Genomic DNA, 24,771 nt, shown 5'->3' with positions numbered 1-24,771 from the left:
TTGGTCAAAAAAGCGGGATTTTTACTTCAAATTTGAACTAGTACCTGATTTTCCCTTCAGCGACCTTGCGCAGGTGCTGACCGTAGGGAGACTTCCCGTACTTGGCGGCAGACTCGAGCAACTTTTCCTTGCTAATCCAACCGTTCACGTAGGCGATTTCCTCGACCGCAGAAATCTGGATGCCCTGGCGGTTCTCGATCATCTTCACGAACTCGCCCGCTTCAATCAGGCTGTCCATCGTGCCGGTATCGAGCCATGCGAATCCACGCCCGAGCAGTTTCACGTCGAGTTCTCCCCTGTCGAGGTACGTCTTGTTCAAGTCGGTAATCTCGAGTTCCCCGCGGGCGCTCGGCTTCTGGGCCTTCGCAAATCCGCTCACGCGGTTGTCATAGAAGTAGAGGCCCGTAATCGCGTAGTTGCTCTTGGGTTCCTTCGGCTTCTCTTCCACAGAAATTACTTTACCTGCCTTGTCGAATTCCACCACGCCAAAGCGTTCGGGGTCTTCCACGTAATAACCGAACACGCTCGCGCGGCCGTTCTCCTCGGCGTTTTTCACCGCAGCCTTCAGAAGCGGGCTGAAGCCGTTGCCGTAGAAGATGTTGTCGCCCAGCACCATCGCGCAGCAGTCGTTACCGATAAATTCCTCGCCCAGGATAAACGCCTGCGCCAGGCCATCGGGGCTCGGCTGCACCTTGTAACTGAGCTTGAGACCCATCGCGGAACCGTCGCCCAGCAGGCGCTCGAAATTCGGCAGGTCCGTCGGTGTCGAGATGATGAGGATTTCGCGGATGCCCGCAAGCATCAAGGTCGAAAGCGGGTAGTAGATCATGGGCTTGTCGTAGACCGGCAAGAGCTGCTTGCTGGTGACCATGGTCAGCGGGTAGAGCCTTGTGCCGGAGCCCCCGGCGAGAACGATTCCTTTCATGCTAGGTTCCTTTTATTTTTTCAAAATAATAGAAATCTTAAAATTACAGTCGGGACAAAAGAACTATCTTTGCGCATTATGGCAGAGCAAAACAAGGCCACACTCAAGGATTTCATTGCAGGATTCACCGCAAACCCGGCAGGAGGCCACTCTGCGCCCGCTTCTGAGGACATCCTGGAAGCATTCATGGAATGGGCGCAGTCCCGCGGAACCACGCTCTACCCTGCGCAGGAAGAGGCCATCCTCGAACTTCTGGACGGCAAGAACGTTATCCTGAATACACCCACGGGTTCGGGCAAGTCGATGGTCGCCCTCGCGCTCCATTTCGACAGCATCGCGCATGGCCGCAAGAGCGTGTACACCTGCCCCATCAAGGCGCTCGTGAACGAGAAGTGGATGGCGCTCTGCAAGGAATTCGGGCCCGAGAACGTGGGGCTTTCTACCGGCGACGCGACTGTGAACCGCGACGCCCCCATACTCTGCTGCACCGCAGAAATTTTAAGCAACATGGCTCTCTGCGAAGGCGAGAAACTCACGATTACCGATATAGTGATGGACGAATTCCACTACTATTCCGACCGCGAACGCGGAGTCGCCTGGCAAATACCGCTCCTGACGCTCCCGCAGTCTCGATTCCTCCTGATGAGCGCGACCGTCGGTGCAACGGAATTTTTCGAACGCGAGATGACGAAGCATACCGGCAGGCAGTCGGTCACCGTCCGTTCCTCGCAGAGGCCCGTCCCGCTCGATTTTACCTACAGCACCACGGAACTTTCGACCGAAGTGCAGAAACTCGTGAACGAGGGCAAGGCGCCCGTCTACGTCGTTCATTTTACGCAGGCCGCAGCCGCCACCAATGCGCAGAACTTCATGAGCCTCGACCTGTGCACCCGCGAAGAAAAGCAGGCGATAAACGAGGCCATCAAGGAAGTGCGATTCTCGAGCCCGTACGGCCCGGATGTCAAGCGCTGGCTCAAGCAGGGAATCGGCCTGCACCACGCGGGGCTATTGCCCAAGTACCGCATCCTCTGCGAAAAGCTCGCACAGCAAGGTTTACTGAAAGTCATCTGCGGTACCGACACGCTCGGCGTGGGCGTGAACGTCCCCATACGCACGGTTCTCTTTACGCAGCTCTGCAAGTACAGCGGCGACAAGACCGCGATATTAACCGCACGCGACTTCCACCAGATTGCGGGCCGCGCAGGGCGCAAGGGATTCGACAACATCGGATACGTGGTGGCGCAAGCTCCCGAACATGTAATCGAGAACCTGAAACTCGAGGCGAAGAGCCGCCAGACAGGGAAGAAGTTCCAGAAACGCAAACCGCCCGAGCACGGCTACGTCCCCTTCGACGAGAGCACGTATAGGCGCCTGATTGACGCGCAGCCCGAACCACTCACCTCGAGCTTCCGCGTAGATCACGGGATGCTCCTGAATATCCTGAGCCGCGAGACCGACGGCTGCAAGGCGATGCGCACGCTCATCAAGGACTGCCACGAAAGTGCAGCGAGCAAGAAGCAGCTGCAGCACCGCTCCTTCCAGCTTTTCCGAAGCCTGGTGGAAAAGAACATCGTGGAGTTCGTGAAGCCCGTAGCCGAAGGCTACAGCCACCTGCGCGTGAACATGGACCTGCAAGACGACTTCGCGATGAACCAGCCGCTCTCGCTCTACCTGGTAGATACGCTCCCGAAACTGGACAGCGAAAGCCCGGAATACGCGCTCGACGTAATTACGTTGTGCGAAAGCATCGTAGAGAACCCGGAGGCGATTCTTCGCATCCAGCAGAACAAGGCCCGCACGGCAAGGCTCGACGAACTCAAGGCGCAGGGCATGGAATACAACCAGCGCATGGAAGAAATCGAGAAGGTCGAGTACCCCAAGCCGCTCCGCGAGTTTATCTACGGCACGTACAACGAGTTTGCGGAACAGCACCCGTGGGTCGACGTGAACGTGGAACCCAAGAGCATCGTGCGCGAGATGTTCGAGAACTTCAGCACCTTCAGCGGCTACGTGAAGCAGTACGGCCTGCAGCGCATGGAAGCGATTTTGCTCCGGCACCTCAACTACGTATATAAGGTTTTGAGCCAAACGGTGCCCGACGGCTACAAGAATGACGAACTCCACGAGATGGAAGACTACCTCGGCGACATGATACGCCGCACCGACTCGAGCCTGCTGGAGGAATGGGAAAAGATGGCCCACCCCGAGGACTACCAGAAGCGACTGGATGCAGGACTCACAGAGGACGAAGCGGAAAAAGCCTTCGGCGCCGACAAGGCTGCCGCCGACATCACCTACGACAAGAAACGATTCCTCGGCATGGTGCGCCAGCGCATTTTCCAGATTATGGGCAACCTCGCGAAGCAGGACTTTGCCGCAGTTCTCGACAGCCTCGCAGACGACCTGGAAGAGGGCCAGATGCTCGTGGACGGCGAAGGCAAGCCGTGGACCGAGTCGATGCTCACCGAGATCATGGCCGCCTACACGGCAGAGCACCACAAGTTCCGCCTCGATGTGGAAGGTCGCGCACTCGCCCACACCATCGTGACCTACGAGGGTGACGTGATGCACATACAGCAGATGCTGCAGGACGAGGAAGAATTCAACGACTGGAGCATCGACTTCGAGATAAACCTCGCCGACAGCCGCGAAGCCGGAATCCCGCTCCTGAAAATGCTACGCATCGGCGAAGCGTAATTTTATATCTTTACCGACATGCAGAACTTGAAAGGCAGATTCGCGGCAGTCCTCCCCGCAGGGGGACTCGGCAAACGCATGGGCGGCAACATTCCCAAGCAGCTGATGCTCCTGGGCGGCAAGCCCGTCTACCGCTACAGCCTCGAGACTTTCCTCGAGATGGAAGAAATCGCAGAAGTCGTGATGGCCGTACCCGCCGACTGGAAGGATCATTTCGAAAAGGAAATCTCGCACCCCAAGCTGAAAATCGTCGTGGGCGGCGCAGAACGCTGGCAGTCCGTCGAGAACGGCGTGAACGCACTTACAAGCAATGCGGAATTCGTTCTGGTCCACGACGTGGCACGCCCCTTCGTGAGCAGGGAAATCATCCGCGACGTGTGCGAAACGCTTCTAACCAAGGGCAGCTGCCTTGTGGCAAAGCCCGCCGTCGATACCATCAAGATTGCTAAAGACGGGCGCGTCGAATCCACCATCGACCGCAATACCGTCTGGATGGCGCAGACCCCGCAGGCAGCCTCCATCGCGCTAATGAAAAGGCTCTATGCGCGCATCGCCGCAGAGCCCCTGAACTTCACGCCCACCGACGAGGCGAGCATCCTCGAATACTTCGGCGAGAGCGTCTACATCGTGAAGGGCAACGCCGCGAACGACAAGCTCACCACTCCCGAAGACTTCGAGATTTTCGCCAGCCGCGCGAAATAGGTTCTCGTCATGCCCGGCTTGGCCGGGCGTCTTTTCTTCAAACCTTCCCGCCGAACTCGAAGCCGGCTTCTTCCACCGCCTTCCTGAGCGCACCTTCATCGATATCGTGCGCATCGTGCCATTCCACGCGAAGTTCCTTCTTCGAGACATCGGCCTCGGCAAATTCCACGCCGTCCAGCACGCGAACCGCCTTCTCGACGCACGCCTTGCAGTGGCTGCAGCTCATGCCGTTCACGCGGTAAGTCACGTGAACGCATTCATCGCATTCCTCTTCGTGGTCGTGGCAGCAGTTTCCTTCGTGGTCATGGCCGCACCCGCAATGTCCACCATGTTCGTGCCCACAGCCGCAGCCCTTGTGTCCGAACTTCGCGTAAATCATGAATGCAGCGAGCAGGCCCGCACATACATAGTCAAACACGCCAAGCGCACCATGCCCGTGACATTCCGCAGAGCCATGCGGGAGCATCGCCGCAAGGAACGTGTCCATGAAGAACGTATCGACAATCAGCCCGAAGCCAATCGCGCCGACCGCAATCGAGACAAGGTATGCCACGAGAGTCCGCTTGCCAAACGCCTTCCCTACCACAAGCATCGAGGCGATACTCGTCGCAGGGCCCGCCATGAGCAGCACGAGGGCCGCCCCCGGAGTAATTCCCTTCGCCACGAGCGCAAGCGCAAGCGGAATGGAACCCGTCGCACACGTGTACATCGGCATCGCGAGCATGAGAACGGCAAGCATACAGAGCAGCGGATATTCACGCAGGGCAAGGAAGAGCTCGTTCGGGACAAACGCCGAAATCAAGGCGCCCAGCAAAAGGCCAATGAGCAGCCACTTGCTCACGTCGCCCACCATGTTCACGAGCCCGTAGCGGAAAGTTTCCACAACCTTCTGGCCGAAAGACATGCGGTGCACATCGCGCGATTCGCAACCGCAGCCATGTTCGCCACACCCGCAATGATCGTGATGGTCATGTTCGACGCATTCGGTTCCTGAGCCCGTCGAAGGGTCGCGGTGGCCGCAACCGCAGTGATGATCGGTATCGCAGTCGTCAAAGTCGATAGTTTCGGGGTGAGCCTCACCTTGCGCCGCAGCATCTTCCCCGCGAGACACGATGTTCGTGAGCACGCCTCCGAAAAGCGCCGTCACGAATGCCGCAATCGGGCGCAAAATCGCAAACGGGAGCCCTAGCAGCGAATACGTCGCGAGGATAGAATCCACACCCGTCGCAGGCGTCGAAATGAGGAAGCTCACGCTCGCCCCCTTGCTCGCCCCCTCCTTCCGGAGAGCAATCGACGTGGGAATCACGCCGCAACTGCAAATCGGGAGCGGCACACCGAACAGGGCCGCCCATAGCACCGACATGAAATTCGATTTGGAAATCTTGGGCACGTACAGATGGTTCGGCACCCACACGTGCAAAATGCCCGCAAGCAAGAAACCGAGCAGCAGGAACGGCGCCATCTCGGAAAACAGCGTGATAAACTCGTGTACAAAGACCTTAAAGATATCGACGAAGGAATCCATGTCTACTTTCCCTTCTTGTGGAGAATGTGTGTGAGGCCCGTATTGAAAATGAGCCCGATATGTTCGTCATCGAGCGAATAGAAAATTTTGCGACCTTCGCGGCGCGGCTTCACGAGATTCGCCGTGCGGAGGATGCGCAGCTGGTGGCTTACCACCGACTGTTCGAGGTTCAATTTTTCGGCAATCTCGTTCACCGAAATTTCACCCGAAAGCATCAGGTGAATAATGCGGATGCGCGTAGTATCGCCAAAGAACTTGAAGAATTCAGAAAGTTCGAAAAGGGTATCGAGAGACACGTCCATCTTTTGGATTCCCGTAACAGCATCGTGACGATGAGTTTTGTTTTTAATACATGAACAGTTATTCATATTTTCATATATACATTTTAAACGACGGTTTGTCAAGAGACAAACCGCCCTTTTTCTAAAAAATTTTCTATTTCTGCCTAAAAAGCGCGAATTTTTAGCGTTTTTTGCAGATTTCCGCTGGTAACGACAGCAATGTAGGTGCCCTGGAGCAGACGACCATTCTTGCCGAATTCAACAAGCCCATCACCGCTACCCCGGCTTTTTGCGACCAGATTCCCGTTAGCCGTATACAGGCGCACTTCGAAATCCCCGTTCGACTGCACCATCAGAGCCACGGGCGCTCGCGCCATCCGCACCGGACGCACATCAAGCGTCGTGGCAACCCGGCGCGTCGCCGGTACCGCATCCGTCCCCTTCGCAATGCTGAACCAGTCAAAATTCAAGAGGTAAGTGCTTTCGCCGGAGTAATTGAAACGGAGTTTCTGCTCGCCCTTTTCTAGCGCGATTGTCGTCGAAGTTTCATACCAGTCGTTCCAGCCCTTCGTCTTTTCGGGGTCTACCGTAAACGTCGCAAGCACCTTGCCAGTAGAATCAACCACCGTAACGGTAGATTTCGCTTCGGCGGCAGATGCCACGCGGGCCGTAAGCGTGTAGGCGCCTGCAGTCGGGACCTTTACCAGGTATTCGCTGAAATCACCGTCGTTGATCCAGCCAAGGTTCGGCTCGCCCGATTCGTCATCCTCAATCTGCACGCCGTCCATCGCGATGTAGCTTTCGGCCTGAATCTTGCCCGGAACCGTTACCGGTTCGAACGGCTGGTTCGTGAGCTTGAGGTTACCATCGAATTCGTAAACCTTGCCCGGAACCGTCGTGGTCGTGAACTTGTTGGAGCCGTTCACCAGGTTGAGCGTCTGGCCCACATCGGACTTGATGGCGACATACGTGAGCTTGCCGCCCTTCCAGGCCATGGAATCAATCTCGAAACCGCCGCGGGCACGAATGCCCTTGATGCTACCGTCTTTCCACTGCGAAGGCAATGCCGGCAACAAGTTGATTCTGCCGTTATGGCTCTGCATAAGCATCTCGTTCACGCCCGAGACCGCACCGAAGTTGCCGTCAATCTGGAACGGCGGATGCGCATCGAAGAGGTTGTTGTAAGTCTTGTTTGGCGTGAGGAGCATGCGGATCATCGTGTATGCGTGATCGCCATCGTGCATGCGGGCCCAGAAGTTGATTTTCCATGCGAGAGACCAACCGGTCGCATCGTCGCCGCGCTGCTTCAGCGTAACGCCCGCACCCTTGATCAGGTCGGGAGTTTCTTCGGGCGTAATCTGCGCGCTCGGGAAAAGGCCGTACAGGTGCGAAATATGGCGGTTCTTGTTGTTCGGGTCGTCCCAGTCCTGCAACCATTCCGTAATCTGGCCGTACTTGCCCGTCTTTGTCGGCGGCAAGCGCTTGACAGTCGCTTCCATCTTGGCACGAACATCCTCGTCAACGCCGAGAATCTTGGAGGCCTCAATCGTGTAGTTCAGCACGTCGCGAATAATCTGGTTGTCCATCGTGGGGCCAAAGCAGACGTTGTAACCGCCGTGGTCGTTTTCCGGAGAATCGCTCGGAGCCGTCACCAGGTACTTGTGGCCGGTTTCAGGTTCTTCCACAAGGCTGTTCACGAAGAAGAGCGCAGCCCCCTTCATGGTGGAGTAGACGTCCTGCAAGTAAGCCTTGTCAGTCGGGTTGAACAGGAAATGTTCCCAGAGGTGCGTGCTGAGCCAGCCTGCGCCAGAGGGCCACAAGCCCCATGCGCCGTCAATCGGGGCGGTACGGTTCCAGAGGTCGGTATTGTGGTGTTCCACCCAGCCTTCGTCTACGCCCCAGTGCACCTTCGCGGTCTTTTCTCCCTGCGGGACCATGCTCTTGATCTTGTCAATCAGCGGCCACACGCATTCGCCGAGGTTCGCCGTCTCTACCGGCCAGTAGTTCATTTCGAGGTTGATGTTGGTCGTGTACTTGCTGCCCCAAACCGGGTTCGTGTCCTTGTTCCAGATGCCCTGCAGGTTTGCAGGCTGGCCGCCCTTGCGCGAACTCGCAATCAGCAGGTAACGACCATACTGGTAATGCAGTTCTACGAGCGAGGGGTCGTTCGTGGAATTGAAATTCTTCACGCGGGTGCTGGTAATGTCGCCCGCACTGTTGTCGGCAGGGCCCAGGTCAATTTTCACGCGGTTGAAGATCGTTTGGTAATCCTTCAGGTGCGCAGTGAGCAGGTCGTCGTAAGACTTGCCCTTCACCTTGCTCATGATATCGGCCGCAATGGCGCCCGGGTCACCGCTCACGTCATTATACGATTTGAAGTTTGTCGCAATCGTGAGCACGAGCATTGCGGAATTCGCGCCCTGCACATTGATGTTCCCGTTCGAGACAGAGACCGTACCGCCATCGGCCACCACGTTCAGGCGGTTCTGGAACTTGATGGAATTGACCGTCACGTCGTAAATGAGCGTGTTCCCGCTATTCGACATCTTGTTGTTGCGATGCGGAGTCGTCATGGTCGCCCCGAAACTCACCGAACCCGACTTGTCTGCAGACAAACGAACAACAATCACGTGGTCCGGATAGCTCGCAAAGTATTCGCGGGTGTACTTGACTCCCCCGCTCGTATAGGTCGTTTTCGCGATGGCCGTCTTGAGGTCCAGTTCGCGGCGGTAATTCGTGGCCCCCGAATGCGACGTGGTAATCACGAGGTCGCCCACCGGCTGGAAACTCGCCGGGCCAGGGCCAATCATGTAGTTAGAAACGATGGATTCCGCCGTGCGGTAGTCCCCGCGGAACATGGCGTCGCGGGCATCTTTCAGGTGGCTTGCCGCGCCCTGCTTGTTGTTGTCGCCCGGGCCGCCCGACCATACCGTACTCTCGTTCAGGCCGATAATATCCTTCGTGACGCCACCGTAAATGATGCCGCCCATGTAGCCGTTCCCGATGGGGAGGGCGTTCGTGAATTCGCCCGCCGCATCGCTGTTGTACCAGAGGGTAAGCGGGTTGTCCGTCGACGCGAAAGCGAGAGTCGCCACGCAAGCGAGAGCGCCAAACATTACACCAAAGGATTTCATACGTTCTCCTTTTTTAACATCCAACCTAAAACTACCCCAAAAAACGGCGAAAAAGGCATCCAAAAGGCCAATTCTCGTTGACTTTTTATCAATGCGCTATTGACTTTGTGACTTGTTTTAGATATATTTACAATGACATAATTTTGAGTTCGCTCTTATTCTTGTAGTTGAAAAACGACCAAAACTTTCGAAGCAAGAGAAAAGAGCAGACACTCGCACCCCAGTGGTGTGGGTTGTTTGCGTTTGTTTTGCTAAAGGTTTACTTGGTCGTTACCTCAACTACGACGGGCGCGGACGATTCCACGCCTTTTTTGTGGTTATTGAAAGCGCCCCTAGGTGAGACGGACTCCGAGATTAACAAAGGAGCCCTCATGAAACGCCTTGTCAGCAGCTTACTGATTCTCGCGGCAGCATTTCTTGCCGGTTGCGCGCATACCTACGGACTGCGGGAAAACTGGATCGACGATGACGACCTGAAAAAAATTCAAACCGACCCCAACATCCACAATATCGCCCCAACACTCGGGACTCCCGTATTCACCGAAATCCATGGCGACACGCTAGAGCTTGTCTACAACTACAGGGCACACCTCTACAAGTCCGCAAAAGACATGAAGGAGTACAAGCCCAACGACAAGGATCGCACCAACCTCTGGAGCAAAAAGACTGATGTCCTCGGGCTGCTTGTCGTAGGCAACAAGATCGTGGGAATCCGCCACAGAGGCGACTATGCTCCAGACAACCAAAATGTAAAGGCCGAAGGGAATTCTAACCTATGGTTTATCCTAGGGGGGATCGCTATCATCGGCGGTTTGCTAGTCATCATTCTTACTGGCGAATAAGGTTTTCCCATGCGAAAAATTTTCACCTTCATAATTACCCTGGGACTTATTTCTACAGCATTTTCTCAAACTGGAGAAATCCCCGCACCGGGCCATTCGGCAACCGACCTTGAAGATGACTGGGAAAAAGAAATAGTACCAGATTCAAAACCGGAATCAGAACCAGAACAACCACCCAACCAAGCCAAGGAGGACATGCAGACAGGGCCCATTGATTTCGGCGAGCTCGTCGAAGAAGAGGTCTCCATCAAGCAAGAGGCGAAACAAGAAAAAGAAACGCTCCCTCTTTTCATGGGCATATCGCTCGCACTGGATATGTACTCCGAAAACTTCATTGACGGAGCCAAAGCCAAGCATGGCGGGATATTTGCCGACCATTACGGATTTGACATAGGCTTCCTTGTCGGTTTTGACATATATCGCTGGCTGTCCTTTCAGACTGGCCTCAACTTTATCTTCCACCACGCTAAATACGAGTTTCCAGACCGTTGGGACAACTCCACCCTGGAGCTCTATCGTTACATGCTGGAAATTCCGGCACAGTTCCGTTTTGCCATTCCGTCCAACAACGACATCGTCCGGCCATTCGCAAGCATCAGCCCCCATATTCGCAAGCCCATTTACGCATACATCTACAAAGAGAGCATAAACAACGGATTGGATAAGAGCGACTTCTACTCCATTATAGACTGGGACTTCATGGAATATCTAGGCTTCGGCGCCGAGTTCTACAGGCACTTCACCATCCAGTACCAGCTACTGCTCCTATCCATACGCACCCATAGTGATAAAGTTTTAGGTGTGTATGACGCGGGGTTCAACACTTGGCGTCTGAACCTCGAATACTCATGGTAAAGAGGGACCATACAAAGACCCCTATCTTACGGTGTTGACCTTGACGCTCCTGTGGCTTGTAAGACCGCGGACCACATAGATGCCGGGATTCACGCCCTTCATCTTGAGTGCCGACTTGATGCCGCCCAGCGCCTCTGCGCCCTCGATGCGGCAGACGAACTTGCCATCCATGCCGAACACGTCGTAGCCGCGTTCACCGAGGCCCAGGCGCATTCCGGAAACCTGACGGACGGGAGCAAGTTCCTCGGGAGTGAGCGCGAACTTTATCCAGTCCAAATTCACGTAGCTGCCGGTGAACTGGATTCTGAGCACATGATCGCCCTTAGCAAGTTCGCTTGTCTCGCCGTCGATTGTGGCATAGGTATTCCAGTCTTCGCCCTGCGGCACAGGAATCGTATCGGTAACGGCCTTGCCGTCAAGGAACAGGCGGAAGCTGCCGCCTTCAAGCCCGGTCGCCACGTTTGCACGGAACACGTACTTGCTTGCCGTAACAACATTCACGCTGTATTCAAGCCATTCGCCCGCCTGCGTGTAACCGATGGCATAACCCATGCAGTTCTGCGTCATCGCGGAATCGGCACAACCGAATCCCACCACGTCCACGCCGTCTTCGCGGTAGGTGTTGCCCTCGTTCACGAAGTCCTTGTCGCTATACGAAACGCTCTGACCACCCACATCGTAGTCTTCGGCCTGCACAATACCCGGAACACTCATCACGGCCTTGAACGCGGCCTGCGTCACGGTGTTGCTGAAGTCCGCCACAGGAATATCCTTGATGTCACGGATGTAGCGGAATTCCTTTTCGATACCGGCGTTGTTCACGACTTCGTCGCTGTAATAGTTGTTGGACTGCTGGAGATTATTCTGCCCCGCCTGATTCTGGCCCACACCTGCAGGGGAATTCTTGAACACGTTTTCTTTCACGGTAAAGCCGCTGGAGCCTTCGTCCAGGTAAATAGGCACGTTCCAGTAGTCGGCCCACTTGGAGGTTCCATTGTCATGGATATAGTTGTGCTGGATTTCGCTACCGGTGCCCTGGTTACTCAGCGTGTAAATCGGGCCGGAGTCGCAAAGCAGGCGGGCAATATGGTGAATTTCGTTCCAGTTCACATGGTTGTTGGTCATGGCGGTCTGAGCCTTTGTCCAGCCAAAACCGATGGAAATGCCGGAGTAGTAGGTATAAGAGACTTCGTTATGCTCGATCACCACATAGCGGGGGTAACCGGCGCCAATACCCACGGCACCCTGATGCTCATTCGTCACGTTGGTGACCAGGTTATTCTTGACCGTATCGCGGGTGCTGATTTCGTCCTTGTCGCTGGGATTATAGGCGATGTGGATTTCGGTCGTGGAGTCCTGATAGAACTTGCCGAGCATAATGCCCGCTGCACCGATTTCGAAGAAGGCGTTGCCCTGAATCATGTCGTCGTTGGTACCAGAGACAAAGTCCAGGCCCGTAGCCGCAATCTGCGAGAACACGTTACCCTGCACCAAGAAATGATGCGCATTTTCAACGCGGAACGCCGCATCGGGGCGCCACAGCAAATACTTGTTACTATTCAGCTTTTCCCAGTTTCCGCGACTTGGATCCGGAAGCACGTCTACGTTGAAGTTTGCCGCCTGCAAATCCAGGAAGCCTTCTTCGCTAGGGCGTGTAAAGTTGGAATGGGCGAAGGTCAGGCCTTCGAAACTCATGTAGCCCACCTTGTTCTTGGTATCCTTACCCAAGACGCTGAACAAGGTATTGAGGCGGGGAGCAACCACGTGGGCAGTCGCCATGCTTTCGCCTTCACGGGGCTTGTAATAAAGCGTTTGATTCTTTTCGTCCAGGTACCATTCACCCGGAGCGTCAATCAAGTCGTAGGAATTTTCGAGATAGAAAACCTGTTGCTTGGGCGGATTACTCGCAAAAGCGGTACCGAGCATCGGGTAAGCGCGGTGGAACAGTTTGGTACGTTCAGGATCCTTGGGAATGAGCTTTGCGGTACCACCGTTCACCTGGGCTTTTTCAAGACGCAGGATGTTTTCGGACCAGGCAATCATCAAGTGAATTTCGACATCTTCGATGTTCTTGATATTCTTGACGTAGTCGGCAGAGACATCGAAGGCGCGGCCCGTAGAGTCCACCTTCGTGAGGCGCACGAAATCGTGGTCGAAACCGCCGTTGCCTTTTTCTTTTGCATCAATCACGTTGGGGAAGCAAGCACGAACCGCCTTGCGGTTGTTCACGTAAAGCTGGCGGAATCGGCCTTCCACGCCTTCGGCTTTCCAGATGTTTTTCGCTTCGTCGTGCAGAGTCCAGCCCGTAATGGGCATACCGCCGGTAATCAGCGGGCGTTCGCCTTCGTAGGCTTTATAACGCACGTAGTGGCCGTCCTTACCGCCGTCGCGTTCATCAAATGCAATGGTTGCGGGGAGCGCGTAGGTGCCTTCGCGGAGAATCACCTCGATGTCGCCGGTCATGGTGCCGTTAATGGCGCGCACGGCCTTTTGGGCCTGCGTAATCGTCTTGAAGGGTTCGGCTTCCGTACCCTTGTTCGAATCGTTGCCCGAAGGGGACACGTAGAAGGTTGCCTGCGTCGCGGCAAGAGACATGCCCGACATCACCAAACAGAAGGATAGTAACGACTTCGTTCCCATAATTTCCTCTTTTTCCCGTTTTTACACCAACAATATCATCCCTTACCCAAAAATACCCCCTAAAAGCCCGATTTTTCACCCTAATAAAGGAGTTTGCATGGATAAGATGTCCACAATTCCCCAAAATTTTGCAAAAAAAGAGAGTTTCCTATAACATTTTTCTTCAAATCGCAAGGGTCCTTACAATACATTTCAACACTTTCCGGACACCCCCGTAAACAAAACTCATTTTGTTTTCAAGCGAAAACACTTTTGCTCGAGAAAAACATTCCCTGCACTTCGAGAGGGATTTAATTTTAGGACAAACCAAGGTATGGATGTATGGATTCAAATAAAATTCTTCTCACTTCGATGCTTGCCGCAACAACGGCTTTCGCAGCAACGGCCTACCAGAACCAGGTCGGCTTCTTGACCAACGGCCCCAAGCACATCGCCGTCACGGATGCCGCAGGCAAAGAAATCATTTTCAAGGATGCGGACGGGAAAACCGCATTGACCGTGACCGCACCCGACGCCATCCTATGGGAAAGCGCCAACGAAGAGGCCTCCCTCGTAAACTTCTCCGAACTCACGACGCCGGGAACCTACCAGGCCTACCTCGACGGAGAAGCAATCGGGCACCCGATTATCATCAGCGACAACGCCCTGGAAGGCGTCACCAAGGCTTCGCTCAAGTTTTTCTACTTCCAGCGTTCCTCCACGGAGCTCACCGAAGAATTCGCAGGCAAGTACGCACGTGCCATGGGAACCCCGGATACGGCAGTCATGTACCACCCTTCTACCGGGCGGACGGACCTCACCTCCACATTCAACGGAGCCAAAGGATGGTACGATGCAGGCGACTACGGCAAGTATATCGTGAACTCCGGCATTTCCACCTACACCCTGCTGCAACTCTACCAGCATAACAAAGACTATTTCGACACCCTGGACCTGAACATCCCCGAAAGCAAGAACGACGTTCCCGACATCCTCGACGAAATCCGCTGGAATATTGAATGGATGCTTACGATGCAGGACAGCGACGGAGGCGTATTCCACAAGCTTACCACGAAGCAGTTCGCCGGCATGGTGCTCCCCGAAAAAGTGGTCAAGCAGCGCTATGCCATCGGTAAGAGCGTCACTGCGACTTGGGATTTCGTAGGCGTAACCGCGCTCGCAGCCGACATCTACAAGCCCTTCGACCCCGAATTTGCAGAAAAATGTGCCAAGGCCGCCGCCGGAGCCCGCTGGTGGGCCACGGAAAATCCCCGCGTCTACTACTCCCAGCCTAGCGACGTGGGAACAGGCACCTACAGCGACGGCAACGCCATCGACGAAAAAATCTGGGGCTCCGCCGAACTCTACCGCATCACCGGCAACCCGGTCGCGCTCGAGGATGTCGAACGCAATCCCATCTCGAAGCAACGCAGCAAGCTTCCCGCCTGGCAGACCGTATATGCGCTCGCCGCATTCACCATCGCCACGAATCCGCACCTCTTTGGCGAAGCGGAGGTGGATTCTTCGAGAAACCTGATTTTCACGCTTGCCGACAGCTATATCGACATGCCCGACAACGGCTACGGCCTTGCCATCGACAACGCGGACTTTTACTGGGGTTCCAACAGCGTAGTGGCGAACAAGGGAATGGTGCTCATCCACGCCTACATCCTGAGCAAGGAAAAGAAATACCTCGACGCGGCGCAGGGCATCCTCGACTACCTCCTCGGCAGAAACCCGCTCGATATCTCGTACCTCACGGGGTGGGGCATAAATCAGGTCTTGCACCCGCACCACCGCCCGAGCGAGGGAGATACGATCGAAATGCCTGTCCCCGGGATGCTCGTGGGCGGCCCGAATTCCTCTGCAAACGACTGCGCCAAGAGCCACATCGATGCCGACGCGCCAGCAAAATCCTACTACGACAATTCCTGCAGCTATGCGACAAACGAAGTGGCCATCAACTGGAACGCCCCCTTCGCCTACCTCGCAGGTTCCCTGCAGGCGATTGCCGCAACAGGCAAGGTTTACGAAGTCGGAGCCTCCAAGCCCGAGCCCTACGACCTCGACGCCATCGCCGTCACGAAGCCGGGCGCCAAGATTCGCGCCGCAGGAAACAGGCTTATATTCAAGAACGGAGCTGTCCAAGTCGAAAAGACCCTACGCGACGGCAGCATCCGCTACTTCAATCTAAAAGGCGCTATTTCAAAAGGGAATCGATAACGCTTTTGTCCTCAATAATGCGGACAACTTTGCCATTAAACCGCGCGGGTTCAAAAAGCCCGCGCTGATTGTCTATGCGGCGCAAGGCTTCTTCACGCGTCATTCCGCGGGTCGCGAGCCTCTCCAGGCGAATTTCCTCGGCAGCCTCCACAATCCAGACTTCATCGAGCATTTCGACTATCGCAGGCGCACGAGAAAGGACAGCCGCCTCCACGAACCGATATTTTTCGTTCATGGATTCCGCAGGCGATCCGAAAAAATCCGTAACCTTTCGCGCCAAGAACGGATAGACAACGTTTTCGAGGCGTTCACGCGCCTGTGCGTCCTTGAATACGACATTCGAAAGGAACCGCCGGTCCACTCCGTCTTCCGTTAGGCATTCCTTCCCGAATGCTTTTGCAAGTTTGTCGCGGAGGTCCTTGTCGTGCGCATAGAGTTCATGGACGGCGATATCGGCATCGAGCACGCGGAACCCGCGCGCCACAAGCATCTTGCCCAGGAAGGACTTCCCAGCACCGATGCCACCCGTAATGCCAATCTTTTTCATGCCATGCATTATAAAAAAATTTTCTAACCCTTGCCAAGGGAGATGAGGCAGAGCCCGAGCACCACGCCCAGAAGCGCAACGAACTTGAGCTTGCTCTTCCTTTCACGGAAAATGAGAATTCCCGCCAGGAAGCTGATGAACACGCTCGAACGCCTGAGCACCGTGATGATCGAAATGAGGGCTCCCTCGTGGCTTACGGCGAGGAAATAGCAGCGGTCCGCAACAATCAACAGGGCTGCCACAGCGATAAAGCTCCAGCGGAACTGGAACGGGGTCGTCTTTTTACGGGTCGGGTACCATGTGAAGGCGGTCGTGATGAACTGGACCCCAAGCATGTAGATACTGAACCACACCTGCACCGTCATCGGCTCGAAGTTCATTCGCTGCAAGATAAACTTGTCGTAGACCCCGCTGCAACTGGCAAGGATCGTCCCGATGAGCATCGACACCACCCAGCCATTGCTGAAGAAATGTCCCATCTCCTTCCTGCCCGCAAGGCTCAGCCCGATGTAGGAAAAAATGCAGACGGCAATCCCCACCCACTGGAGCGGGAAGGGGCGTTCGCCCATGAAGCCTACCGCAATCATGATGGTAAAGAGCGGGGCCAGTGCGCGTATCGTGGTCGAAATCGAAAGCGGCATATGCGCGATAGCATTGTAGGTAAAGAGCCAGCTAAGGCCCACGATGACCGCCTTCGCCATCAGCAGCAGGTGGTCGTGCAGCGAAAGCGGCTCGCAGAAGCCCAGGGGCAGGAGCGGGAGCATGAACAGGGCGTAAAAGGCGCTACAGAGGCAGAGAACCGGGCGGACGGCATTGTCCTGCACCGATTTTTTCTTCGCAAGATCATAAAGGCCCAAAAAAACAGCCGAGGCGAAAGCCAGAAACAACCATGACATAGCGCACACAATTTAGAAAATGCCTTGCCAAACTGCACGACAATACTATTTTTTCAAAAGCAACATCAACAAAAGGAGCCCACATGGGTATCAAAGGTAAAGCATCGTCCCTTCTCGAAGAGTTCAAGGCCTTCGCGTTCAAGGGCAACATCGTCGACATGGCCATCGGTGTTATCATCGGCGGCGCATTCGGTAAAATCGTCACCTCCTTCGTGAACGACATCGTGATGCCGAGTGTCACGGCCATCATCTCCATGGCCGGTGGCAAGGACGCGGGCGAAGGCCTCAAGGCTCTCGCCTACACCACCGCTAACGGCGTGACCATCCCGTACGGCAACTTCATCGGCGGCATCATCGACTTCCTCATCGTCGCCATCGTGGTGTTCATCGTGATGAAGAAGTTCCTCGGATTCATGCAGAACATGCGCAAGAAGGAAGAAGCCCCGGCTGCTCCTCCGGCCCCTCCTGAGCCGAGCGCCGAAGAGAAGCTCCTCACCGAAATCCGTGACCTGCTGAAGAAGTAAAAAAGTTCGCGCGAACCTTTCCAAATTCAAAACAAAGACCGCTGCAAGGCGGCCTTTATTTTTGTTTTAGGGAGGGTCTTAGGGAGGAGGAACTCCTCCCTAGTCGCTTAAAGAAATTTCCGAATCCGCCTTAAAAGGCAGTTCCTCGAACTGCGGGGTGGCAATCAGCACCTGGCAATCCTTCTCGCGAACAAGCGCGGCGACCGCATCGCGGCGGTTCACGTCGAGTTCCGCGAAGATATCGTCCAGCAAAAGGACCGGCTTCGCGAGATAGCGGGAAGCAACATCGACCGCGGCAAAACGCATGGCGATAGCCGCCGAACGGCATTGTCCCTGCGATCCCACCGAACGCATCTCGTATCCCGAGGCGCAAAGCGCGAGATCATCCTTGTGAGGTCCCGACATCGTGATTCCCTGCAGTTTTTCTACAAGTTCAAGCCCCGCAAGCTTTTCCGCGAAGGCATTCTTCAGCATATCTTCGTTCGGGATTCCGGACGCATCGAATTCCCTAAGAATCGAGCTCTTGTAATCGCAGGTAATCTCGTCTACACCACCGGAAAGGCGCCTGTAGTAACCCGTGATGATGGGAGAAATTTCCTTGGAAAGTTCCAGCCGTATCGACCAGAGTTTCGCCCCGAGTTCCACCAGCTGGCCCGTCAGCACCTGGAAAAGGTCTTCACCTCCGACCGCATTCCCATCCTTCTTGAACTGCCTGAGCCACTGGTTCCTCTGCTGAAGCACGCGCTTGTAGTTGCGCAGCACGCTTGCGTTCGCCGCCGAACGGAAGCAGAGGATTTCATCGAGCCAACGCCTGCGCACTTCGGGCGCACCGCGCAAAAGTTCGATATCGGACGGCTGCATGATTACCGCGGGCATCTTCCCGAAAAAAGACGACGCCGTTCGAAGCGGCGAGCCGTTTTCCTTTACGACCGTTCCGGCATTTCCCACCTGCAACGCACGGTTCCATTCGTGGGATTCGTCATAGAACGACCCGCGTAAAATCATCTCGTCGGCATTCCAGGCAATCAGTTCCTTCAGGTCCCGCGCCCGGAACGAGAACCCCTGCAAAAGCAGGTGCACAGCCTCAAGCACAGTCGTTTTGCCACAGCCGTTTGGCCCATGGATAACGTTCACCCCATGCGAAAAGGCGAACTCGCGAAAATCGGAAGCGCCTCCAGACAGGCTTCGAACGTTCCGGACCGACAGCGAGCTTATCACGGGATAAATCCCCTCACGCCGAAGCTCAGCGGATTAAAGAGCCCGGCGCTAGATTCGTAAGTCAAGGCATAGTTCACGTCGAACAGGTAGCGTTTCTTGCCTATGCGCACATCGAACTTGTATCCGAGGCCAAGCATCGCATTCAAATCATCCATGCCGATACGCACGGTTCCCGCGGGAATGATTTCGCATTCGAAACCCACACGGCCCGTCCACACGTGATGCTGCGGGTCGAACACGAGAAGCGTATCCGCCACCTGGTAGTCAAGCGCTTCCATCCATGCATACACGGGCTTGCCCATGATTTTAGAACGGTAGCCAAGGCCTACCTGCAGCACCTTGGGGCGCACGCCCTCCGTCGACGGGATGCGGTTATCGGAACTCGGGCTGCGAGTCCAGCGCGCCGAAAGGTTCTTGCTAAAGCTGATATTCCGGATGACGACGGACGACGACCACTTTTCGTTCCACTGGCGAAGCCACCCGAAATTGAGCGCCATCGGACTCGTGAACCCGTCGGTCATGTCCAGGTCATCATAATACTCCGCGATGTCCATGTTGTCATAGCCAAACGAAAGCGACACGCCAAAGGCATCCCGACGCGTTGCCCTGAAGGAGAACCCGAGATACATCATCGAGAAGAACGGGGTCGCCGATCCAAGAGTCTGGTCATCCTCGTCAATCACCTCGAAATCGATATCGCCGCGGTAGAGCATGGCAAAGCCAATCCCCATGCGGTTTCCGACGGAGGTTTCAAGCCCGAGCGAACCGCCCGTGCGGTCCAGGCTGCGGCGTTCTGCATTGAGCGTGTAATTGAAATTCTGCCGGAATCCGAGAATGGCCGGGTTCCAATAGGCACCGGGCATGGCAGATGTATCCGCAGAACCCGTATTGCCGCGGCCGAGTTCGCGGGTTCCCGCCCCCATGCGTTCCACGAATCCGTCGTAGCCGCCAAGCGCAGCCTTCTTGTCCACGACTCCAGCGACAGCCGAAGACGCAAACAGGGCAAGGGCAAACAAGGCACCAAGGGAAATCTTACGCATAAGCATCAGCGACCCCCTCCGAGCGACATGACCTTGCCCCAGCCCACATGCCCATGATTGTCCTTCACGCGCACGTAATAGACGCCCATGGTGCAGGGATTGCCGTAGTCGTCAAGGCCGTCCCACACGTCTTCCCTCGCATTCGTACTGCGAGACTTGTCCGCAAAGCGCGGAGCCGACTTCACGATCTTGCGCACCTTCCGCATGTCGTAGCTGAACACCTCGATGGTAATCTTCGAGTCCTTGCTTACCTTGTACGAAACAAGCGATTCCGAGCCCGCCGTGATGACCGAAGGCACCATACGCACCGTCCCCAGGTCGCCGCCCAGCTTGGCTCGGTTCAGGACCGGAGTCCAGGTTTTGCCCGTATCGGCCGAAACGGAGACGCCGTTCCCGTCCGCAGCGACAGCAAGCCCCGTCATCCCCTTCGCCAGCGGGAACGAAGTAACCGACCAGATAACCACGTCACGGTCGGTGACGCCCATCTCGAACCCGTAAAGCCAGGCGAGTTCGTCCTCGTCGACTTCGTAGGCCCGGAATCCAAGGGAATCGAGCTTCAGCAACCCGCTAACGGAGCCGCCCACCGTCCGGACGCCAACGAACGCCATGCTTCCGACAAACGCGATGTCGCTCACCGTGTAGTCGGCATTGTCATAGACATCCTTTTTCTGGGCCTTGCCGTCAAGGTCAAGGAACGGGATCTTCGCAAAGTCACCGGAGGCGCCGGCCTTCTTGCGCCAGAGCGCACCCACGACCGGATCCTTGCCCTTCGACTGCGTTTCCGCAATCACCTGCAGCGGCGAGCCCCCGACCCAGACACCCGTCACCCGCATGGTATCGAGCGCTTTGGAAGCAAGCGAGAGCTTGCCGTCACGGGCCATTTTCCAGAGTCCGCGCGAAGTCGCAAGCCACAGGTCTCCCGCATCGTTATCCATGGCGACATCGAGCACCTCCGTATATTTCGAGATATCCTTCGTCGCGTTCAGCTTGAGCGTATCGAGCGATTTGGAATCTCGGTCAAAAATCAGCCGGAACTCCTTCGGGTCGTTCGCCCCCTTCGAAATGTTGTAGCCCGTAAGCCCCAGGATCCCGCGGGCAATCCACAATGTCGAACTCGAGGAATCGAAGGCAAGCCCGCTCACGGCATAGTCCATCGCCGATTCGACATCTTCCGCCGCTACCGGAAGTTCCAGCGGAGTCTCGACAACGTTCCCGATCCCGCGAACCGAGATGAACCCCTTCGGCTGAAGGAAGCTGCTGTCGCGCTTGAGCCCATACATCGGGAATACGGTCCCGAGCCTGCCGGCAGATGCGACCGGGATGCGCCTGCGTTCCGCATTGACATCGATAAAGATTCCGTCCTGGACAGCCGTCGTGGAATCCGAGACCGCATCCTGGACGGCATCGTCCACCTGGACCTGTCCCGAAGCCGACACCTTGAGACTCAGAAGCGTCACGCCGCTATTCACGTTTCCGCGGGAAAACACCCACAGGGCGCCATCCGTTCCGCCGGGAGCGACAGAATAGGTCCAGTTGCTGAAAAGCGTCTGGTTTGCGGCGAGGGCACCGGCCGAGGCCAGCGTCACGGCAGCAAGAGAACGCCGCAGCGCCTTGTACAAGTTCACATCCATCATCACCTCATGTCGATTTCGTCGACGCCCTTTACGGGCTTGTACCTGAAGTCATCGGGCGAAACCTGCTTCACCACCTTCAGGTTCATAATGTTGTACCAGGTCGCGTTCCCGGACGGGTCGACCGTAAAGAGCCTCACCGGCGAAAAATCCTTCTGCGAAAGCCAGACTTCCATCTGGTCGAACTGCCCCGCGTACTTGGACGGGTCGAGCTTCAGCACCCAGAGTTTCTGCTTGTTGAACTCGGCTTCCTTCAGTTCGCGCGCCTTGCAGCCAAGATACTTGAACAGGAGCTCCGACGGGTGGAACGCCGACGACAGGTCCTCAATCGCCTTGATGAGCACCTGCTTCTGTTCCGGGTTGTACTGCCACATGCTCTCGCCATCGCTATAGAACTTGATTCCAGCGACATCGAGCGTGAAGCGGTCCCCGTCGGCCACCAGAAGCTTTCCCTTCTGGCTTACGATGTCGGGAGATTCCGAATAGAACATCTGCACCTGGAACTCGAGTTTCCACGCCTTGCCCGACTTGAACCAGGTTTTCGACTTTTCCATGGCCTCGTCGGCGGTCAGCGCGAACGCCTGCGCACAAAGGAACGCAAGGACACCCATTGCAAAAAAGAATCTGCGAAATTTCATAAAGCTCCTAAATATCCACAAAAATACAAAACAAACGGCTTCTGGACATTGGGTTTTTCAAAGATATATTTCTATCTTTTGCCAAGAAACTTTTTTAGAAGGATTTTATGCGCAAACTCATTCTGCCCATCGCCCTCATGTCCGCAAGCTTCGCGCTCGCCGTTGATGTCGAACTGCACGGATCCGTCAACTTTGACTACGGTAGCTATTTCGACGAGCATTTCAGCCCCATCAACGCCGCAAACCAGGACATCGACCTTTCCGCCAAGGCGAACATGGACGAGAACGTTTCCGTGACCGTCAAAGCGAACACCCACACGAGCTACCAGGACACCCTGGGCAACTACCAAGCCTCCGAAACCAGGCGCCACTTCTACGCGCACTCGACCGCTATGGGCGACGGCGGCAAGTACACCGAATTCAATTTCGACGGTGTCGAGCTCCGCTGGGACATCACCCACGACATCGGCCTCGTGTTCGGCGACCTCACCTATAGCGCAGGCGCCTTCAACTACTACTACTGGCGCGACCCCGCCCGCTACGCCGTCATCGTCCGCGAACAGAACCTGCGCGGTGCCGGTATCGAAGTCGGCAACGAAAAGTACGGCTCGGGCAAGGTCTACTTCGGCGCTTCCGAGAACAACGAACATTCCGCGGCGCTCTTCGCCACCTATTCCTACCCGCTCGTCAACCACGTGGACCAGCACCTCGTGCTCACCCCGAGCGTCGACTGGGTATTCGGCAAGGACATGGGCCGCAGCCACACCTACGTGTTCGGTCTCGAAGTCGACTACACCAAGAGCCTCGAGAACATGAACTACGGGGTCTACGCCGTATGGGGAATCCACCCCTACAAGGGCAAGGGGGTCCACTCCTTCCTCGTCGAACCGAGCTTCAACTACGACTTCTTCAACCTGGGAGCTAGCTTCTTCGTGGCCCTGGCCGACGACCGCTACGATGCCGACGTGCAGATTTTCACCGAAGACCAGATGATGTTCGCCATCGAACCCAGTTTCATCATCCACAAGAAGTTCAGCATGGGCGTGGGCTACGAATACCACAACAAGGACCTCGAAAAGGAGGACGACGACTACCATTACCTCGGCCTGAACCTCTACCTCTATCCCACAATGAAGACCGAACTCGTGTTCTGGGGTGGCTACAACTTCGCCGACCAGATCGAGACCGACTTCGCGATGGGTATCAGCGCAAAGGCGAGCTTCTAGCCTCCGGCAGGCGCAACGCCACGGGATAATCCGTGAGGATAAGGGCACTAGATTCCATCCGCGGCCTGCTGCTCCTGCAGATGACCCTCGACCATTTCGGAAGGCCCATCTCCTATTACCTTTACCAGTGCTTCGGCTTCTTCAGTGCGGCCGAAGGCTTTTTTTTCCTCTCCGGATTCGTGGGGCTGCTCGCCGCCGCAAGCAAAAGCGCAAAGGACCCGGGCCAGCGCTGGATGTTCGCCCGCGCCTTCAAGACCTGGCGCTACCACATCGCAACGCTTGCAGCCCTCGCCATCGCCGGGCTTGCCATAATGCCGCAGACCGCCACGCTGTTCAAGTCCATCTACGGGCACCCCGTCGCAGGTAGCTTCTGGAGCCTTACGCTCGTAAACACACCCGAATGGCTCGACGTTCTGCCGCTCTATGTCATCTTCCTCATGCTCGGTCCCGTCGCCATGCCGCTGTTCCTGAAGGCAAAACGCAAGCGCGAAGTTTTCGCGCTCTGGCTTCCGTCGCTTGCCGTCTGGATTGCCGCACAGTTCGGGCTCCGCGACCTGGTCAATTCAGCCTTCCCGCAGTGGATCCACCACGGGGACTTCGACCCCTTCGCCTGGCAATGCGTCTACTTTTCGGGAACGGCCGTCGCCGCCTGGTGGAAGCTCGCACGCAAGGACGAATCCGCCGGTCACCCGCGTACCGTCGCCCTGGTCCGCTCACTTTCGCCGGCCATCGTCATAGCGCTCGTCTTCTGCTTCCTGTGGTCGCACCAGTTTATCGCGCTCCCGCTTCCCGCAGAAGCGTTCACGAGCAAGGTCCACGTGGGGCCGCTCCGTTTCGCAAACTTCTTTGTCTTTATGCTCGGCATCTGCGCCATCGTCCGTAAGTGGCCGAACCTGCTGGACTTCAGGCCCACGAACGCAATGGGCCGCTGCAGCATCGACATCTACACCGCCCACATCGTGTTCGTCTATATCTGGATGAATATTCCCGGGAGCATCCGCTACCACGGACCGTGGAACATACTCGTCCCGATTGCAGCCTGCGTTTTGCTGTGGGCCCTCGCTAAGATACGATTAGGGAGGGTGGTCCCTCCCTAAGACCCTCCTGACACTCGAAATAAGTAAAAAACTTCGGCAAGCACTGCATGCCTCGCGCTTACTCAAGCGTAGGCGATGAACAAGTGTCTTCGCGGGCACCTTCGGTGCAATGAAAAACCCCGGCGGATGAGCTGAACCCAAAAAGTTGGAC

The 24,771-nt window shown here is 56.0% G+C and carries 19 protein-coding genes; 8 read left to right on the top strand and 11 right to left on the bottom strand.

All coding sequences use genetic code 11. The annotated features are described in order from the left end of the window. Positions 1-37: 37 nt before the first annotated feature. A complete protein-coding gene (rfbA, locus tag B2952_RS07865) occupies positions 38-925 on the bottom strand; it encodes a glucose-1-phosphate thymidylyltransferase RfbA (protein ID WP_290733291.1) in 888 nt (295 codons plus the stop codon). A 78-nt stretch (positions 926-1,003) separates the two neighbouring features. On the opposite strand from rfbA, the gene B2952_RS07860 reads away from it, so the two are divergent. Both B2952_RS07860 and ispD read left to right on the top strand, forming a co-directional pair. Next, on the top strand, positions 1,004-3,622 hold the full coding sequence (locus tag B2952_RS07860) for a DEAD/DEAH box helicase (protein WP_290733290.1): 2,619 nt from the start codon (positions 1,004-1,006) through the stop codon (positions 3,620-3,622). Positions 3,623-3,640: 18 nt separating this feature from the next. Next, the gene (ispD, locus tag B2952_RS07855; RefSeq protein WP_173381125.1) at positions 3,641-4,324 is read left to right on the top strand and encodes a 2-C-methyl-D-erythritol 4-phosphate cytidylyltransferase; all 684 of its coding nucleotides are present in this window, start codon (positions 3,641-3,643) and stop codon (positions 4,322-4,324) included. Positions 4,325-4,361: 37 nt separating this feature from the next. Here ispD and B2952_RS07850 read toward each other — a convergent pair whose 3' ends face one another. From B2952_RS07850 to B2952_RS07840, 3 genes are all read right to left on the bottom strand, one after another. Then, positions 4,362-5,849, bottom strand: coding sequence for an SO_0444 family Cu/Zn efflux transporter (locus tag B2952_RS07850; protein ID WP_290733289.1), 1,488 nt, complete (start codon positions 5,847-5,849; stop codon positions 4,362-4,364). Positions 5,850-5,851: 2 nt separating this feature from the next. Continuing rightward, positions 5,852-6,217, bottom strand: coding sequence for an ArsR/SmtB family transcription factor (locus B2952_RS07845; protein ID WP_290729826.1), 366 nt, complete (start codon positions 6,215-6,217; stop codon positions 5,852-5,854). Between the two features lie 77 nt (positions 6,218-6,294). Beyond that, a complete protein-coding gene (locus B2952_RS07840) occupies positions 6,295-9,264 on the bottom strand; it encodes a glycosyl hydrolase family 95 catalytic domain-containing protein (protein WP_290733288.1) in 2,970 nt (989 codons plus the stop codon). Positions 9,265-9,635: 371 nt separating this feature from the next. Here B2952_RS07840 and B2952_RS07835 point away from each other — a divergent pair, with 371 nt between their 5' ends. Further along, positions 9,636-10,106: a hypothetical protein gene (locus B2952_RS07835; protein ID WP_290733287.1), complete on the top strand. Its 471-nt coding sequence runs from the start codon at positions 9,636-9,638 to the stop codon at positions 10,104-10,106. Positions 10,107-10,115: 9 nt separating this feature from the next. Next, entirely contained in the window at positions 10,116-10,961 is an 846-nt protein-coding gene (locus tag B2952_RS07830; protein WP_290733286.1) for a hypothetical protein, read from the top strand. A 21-nt stretch (positions 10,962-10,982) separates the two neighbouring features. Here B2952_RS07830 and B2952_RS07825 read toward each other — a convergent pair whose 3' ends face one another. Continuing rightward, positions 10,983-13,601 (bottom strand): carbohydrate-binding protein, encoded by a 2,619-nt coding sequence (locus tag B2952_RS07825; RefSeq protein WP_290733285.1) that lies wholly within the window; start codon positions 13,599-13,601, stop codon positions 10,983-10,985. Positions 13,602-13,922: 321 nt separating this feature from the next. Between B2952_RS07825 and B2952_RS07820 the strand changes: the two genes are divergently transcribed. Further along, on the top strand, positions 13,923-15,803 hold the full coding sequence (locus B2952_RS07820) for a glycoside hydrolase family 9 protein (protein WP_290733284.1): 1,881 nt from the start codon (positions 13,923-13,925) through the stop codon (positions 15,801-15,803). On the opposite strand, the gene coaE is transcribed toward B2952_RS07820, so the two are convergent. After that, the gene (gene coaE / locus B2952_RS07815; protein ID WP_290733283.1) at positions 15,781-16,350 is read right to left on the bottom strand and encodes a dephospho-CoA kinase; all 570 of its coding nucleotides are present in this window, start codon (positions 16,348-16,350) and stop codon (positions 15,781-15,783) included. The two genes, B2952_RS07820 and coaE, sit on opposite strands and share 23 nt — an antisense overlap. A gap of 23 nt (positions 16,351-16,373) precedes the next feature. Further along, on the bottom strand, positions 16,374-17,246 hold the full coding sequence (locus tag B2952_RS07810; RefSeq protein WP_290733282.1) for a DMT family transporter: 873 nt from the start codon (positions 17,244-17,246) through the stop codon (positions 16,374-16,376). Positions 17,247-17,329: 83 nt separating this feature from the next. Here B2952_RS07810 and mscL point away from each other — a divergent pair, with 83 nt between their 5' ends. Further along, positions 17,330-17,770 (top strand): large-conductance mechanosensitive channel protein MscL, encoded by a 441-nt coding sequence (gene mscL / locus B2952_RS07805; RefSeq protein WP_097036674.1) that lies wholly within the window; start codon positions 17,330-17,332, stop codon positions 17,768-17,770. Between the two features lie 99 nt (positions 17,771-17,869). On the opposite strand, the gene recF is transcribed toward mscL, so the two are convergent. Genes recF through B2952_RS07785 form a run of 4 tightly spaced genes read right to left on the bottom strand, consistent with a single transcriptional unit; the run spans position 17,870 to position 22,297 of the window. Further along, positions 17,870-18,988 carry a DNA replication/repair protein RecF gene (gene recF / locus B2952_RS07800; RefSeq protein WP_290729808.1) on the bottom strand — a complete coding sequence of 373 codons (1,119 nt, stop codon included), beginning with the start codon at positions 18,986-18,988 and terminating at the stop codon, positions 17,870-17,872. Beyond that, positions 18,985-20,034, bottom strand: a complete 1,050-nt coding sequence (locus tag B2952_RS07795) for a hypothetical protein (RefSeq protein WP_173366034.1) — start codon at positions 20,032-20,034, stop codon at positions 18,985-18,987. Before B2952_RS07795 ends, recF begins: the two co-directional genes overlap by 4 nt. After that, positions 20,034-21,659 carry a hypothetical protein gene (locus B2952_RS07790; protein ID WP_290733280.1) on the bottom strand — a complete coding sequence of 542 codons (1,626 nt, stop codon included), beginning with the start codon at positions 21,657-21,659 and terminating at the stop codon, positions 20,034-20,036. The genes B2952_RS07795 and B2952_RS07790 overlap by 1 nt, the downstream gene beginning before the upstream one ends. A gap of 2 nt (positions 21,660-21,661) precedes the next feature. Then, positions 21,662-22,297, bottom strand: coding sequence for a LolA family protein (locus B2952_RS07785; RefSeq protein WP_290726150.1), 636 nt, complete (start codon positions 22,295-22,297; stop codon positions 21,662-21,664). A gap of 107 nt (positions 22,298-22,404) precedes the next feature. Between B2952_RS07785 and B2952_RS07780 the strand changes: the two genes are divergently transcribed. Together B2952_RS07780 and opgC are read left to right on the top strand one after the other, a co-directional pair. Then, on the top strand, positions 22,405-23,523 hold the full coding sequence (locus B2952_RS07780; protein ID WP_173366032.1) for a hypothetical protein: 1,119 nt from the start codon (positions 22,405-22,407) through the stop codon (positions 23,521-23,523). Between the two features lie 32 nt (positions 23,524-23,555). Continuing rightward, positions 23,556-24,620 (top strand): OpgC domain-containing protein, encoded by a 1,065-nt coding sequence (opgC, locus tag B2952_RS07775; protein ID WP_290733278.1) that lies wholly within the window; start codon positions 23,556-23,558, stop codon positions 24,618-24,620. Positions 24,621-24,771 lie beyond the last annotated feature (151 nt).

Origin of the sequence: Fibrobacter sp. UBA7003 (genome assembly GCA_002449765.1) — a bacterium.
Classification (GTDB): Bacteria; Fibrobacterota; Fibrobacteria; order Fibrobacterales; family Fibrobacteraceae; genus Fibrobacter.
Note: the sequence above shows the minus strand (reverse complement) of the source record. Positions and strands in the feature narration are given on the sequence as shown.

Coding starts and splice junctions, on each gene's coding strand:
- rfbA (WP_290733291.1), bottom strand. CDS start 925: ATGAAAGGAATCGTTCTCGCCGGGGGCTCCGGCACAAGGCTCTACCCG.
- B2952_RS07860 (WP_290733290.1), top strand. CDS start 1,004: ATGGCAGAGCAAAACAAGGCCACACTCAAGGATTTCATTGCAGGATTC.
- ispD (WP_173381125.1), top strand. CDS start 3,641: ATGCAGAACTTGAAAGGCAGATTCGCGGCAGTCCTCCCCGCAGGGGGA.
- B2952_RS07850 (WP_290733289.1), bottom strand. CDS start 5,849: ATGGATTCCTTCGTCGATATCTTTAAGGTCTTTGTACACGAGTTTATC.
- B2952_RS07845 (WP_290729826.1), bottom strand. CDS start 6,217: ATGAATAACTGTTCATGTATTAAAAACAAAACTCATCGTCACGATGCT.
- B2952_RS07840 (WP_290733288.1), bottom strand. CDS start 9,264: ATGAAATCCTTTGGTGTAATGTTTGGCGCTCTCGCTTGCGTGGCGACT.
- B2952_RS07835 (WP_290733287.1), top strand. CDS start 9,636: ATGAAACGCCTTGTCAGCAGCTTACTGATTCTCGCGGCAGCATTTCTT.
- B2952_RS07830 (WP_290733286.1), top strand. CDS start 10,116: ATGCGAAAAATTTTCACCTTCATAATTACCCTGGGACTTATTTCTACA.
- B2952_RS07825 (WP_290733285.1), bottom strand. CDS start 13,601: ATGGGAACGAAGTCGTTACTATCCTTCTGTTTGGTGATGTCGGGCATG.
- B2952_RS07820 (WP_290733284.1), top strand. CDS start 13,923: ATGGATTCAAATAAAATTCTTCTCACTTCGATGCTTGCCGCAACAACG.
- coaE (WP_290733283.1), bottom strand. CDS start 16,350: ATGAAAAAGATTGGCATTACGGGTGGCATCGGTGCTGGGAAGTCCTTC.
- B2952_RS07810 (WP_290733282.1), bottom strand. CDS start 17,246: ATGTCATGGTTGTTTCTGGCTTTCGCCTCGGCTGTTTTTTTGGGCCTT.
- mscL (WP_097036674.1), top strand. CDS start 17,330: ATGGGTATCAAAGGTAAAGCATCGTCCCTTCTCGAAGAGTTCAAGGCC.
- B2952_RS07795 (WP_173366034.1), bottom strand. CDS start 20,034: ATGCTTATGCGTAAGATTTCCCTTGGTGCCTTGTTTGCCCTTGCCCTG.
- B2952_RS07790 (WP_290733280.1), bottom strand. CDS start 21,659: ATGGATGTGAACTTGTACAAGGCGCTGCGGCGTTCTCTTGCTGCCGTG.
- B2952_RS07785 (WP_290726150.1), bottom strand. CDS start 22,297: ATGAAATTTCGCAGATTCTTTTTTGCAATGGGTGTCCTTGCGTTCCTT.
- B2952_RS07780 (WP_173366032.1), top strand. CDS start 22,405: ATGCGCAAACTCATTCTGCCCATCGCCCTCATGTCCGCAAGCTTCGCG.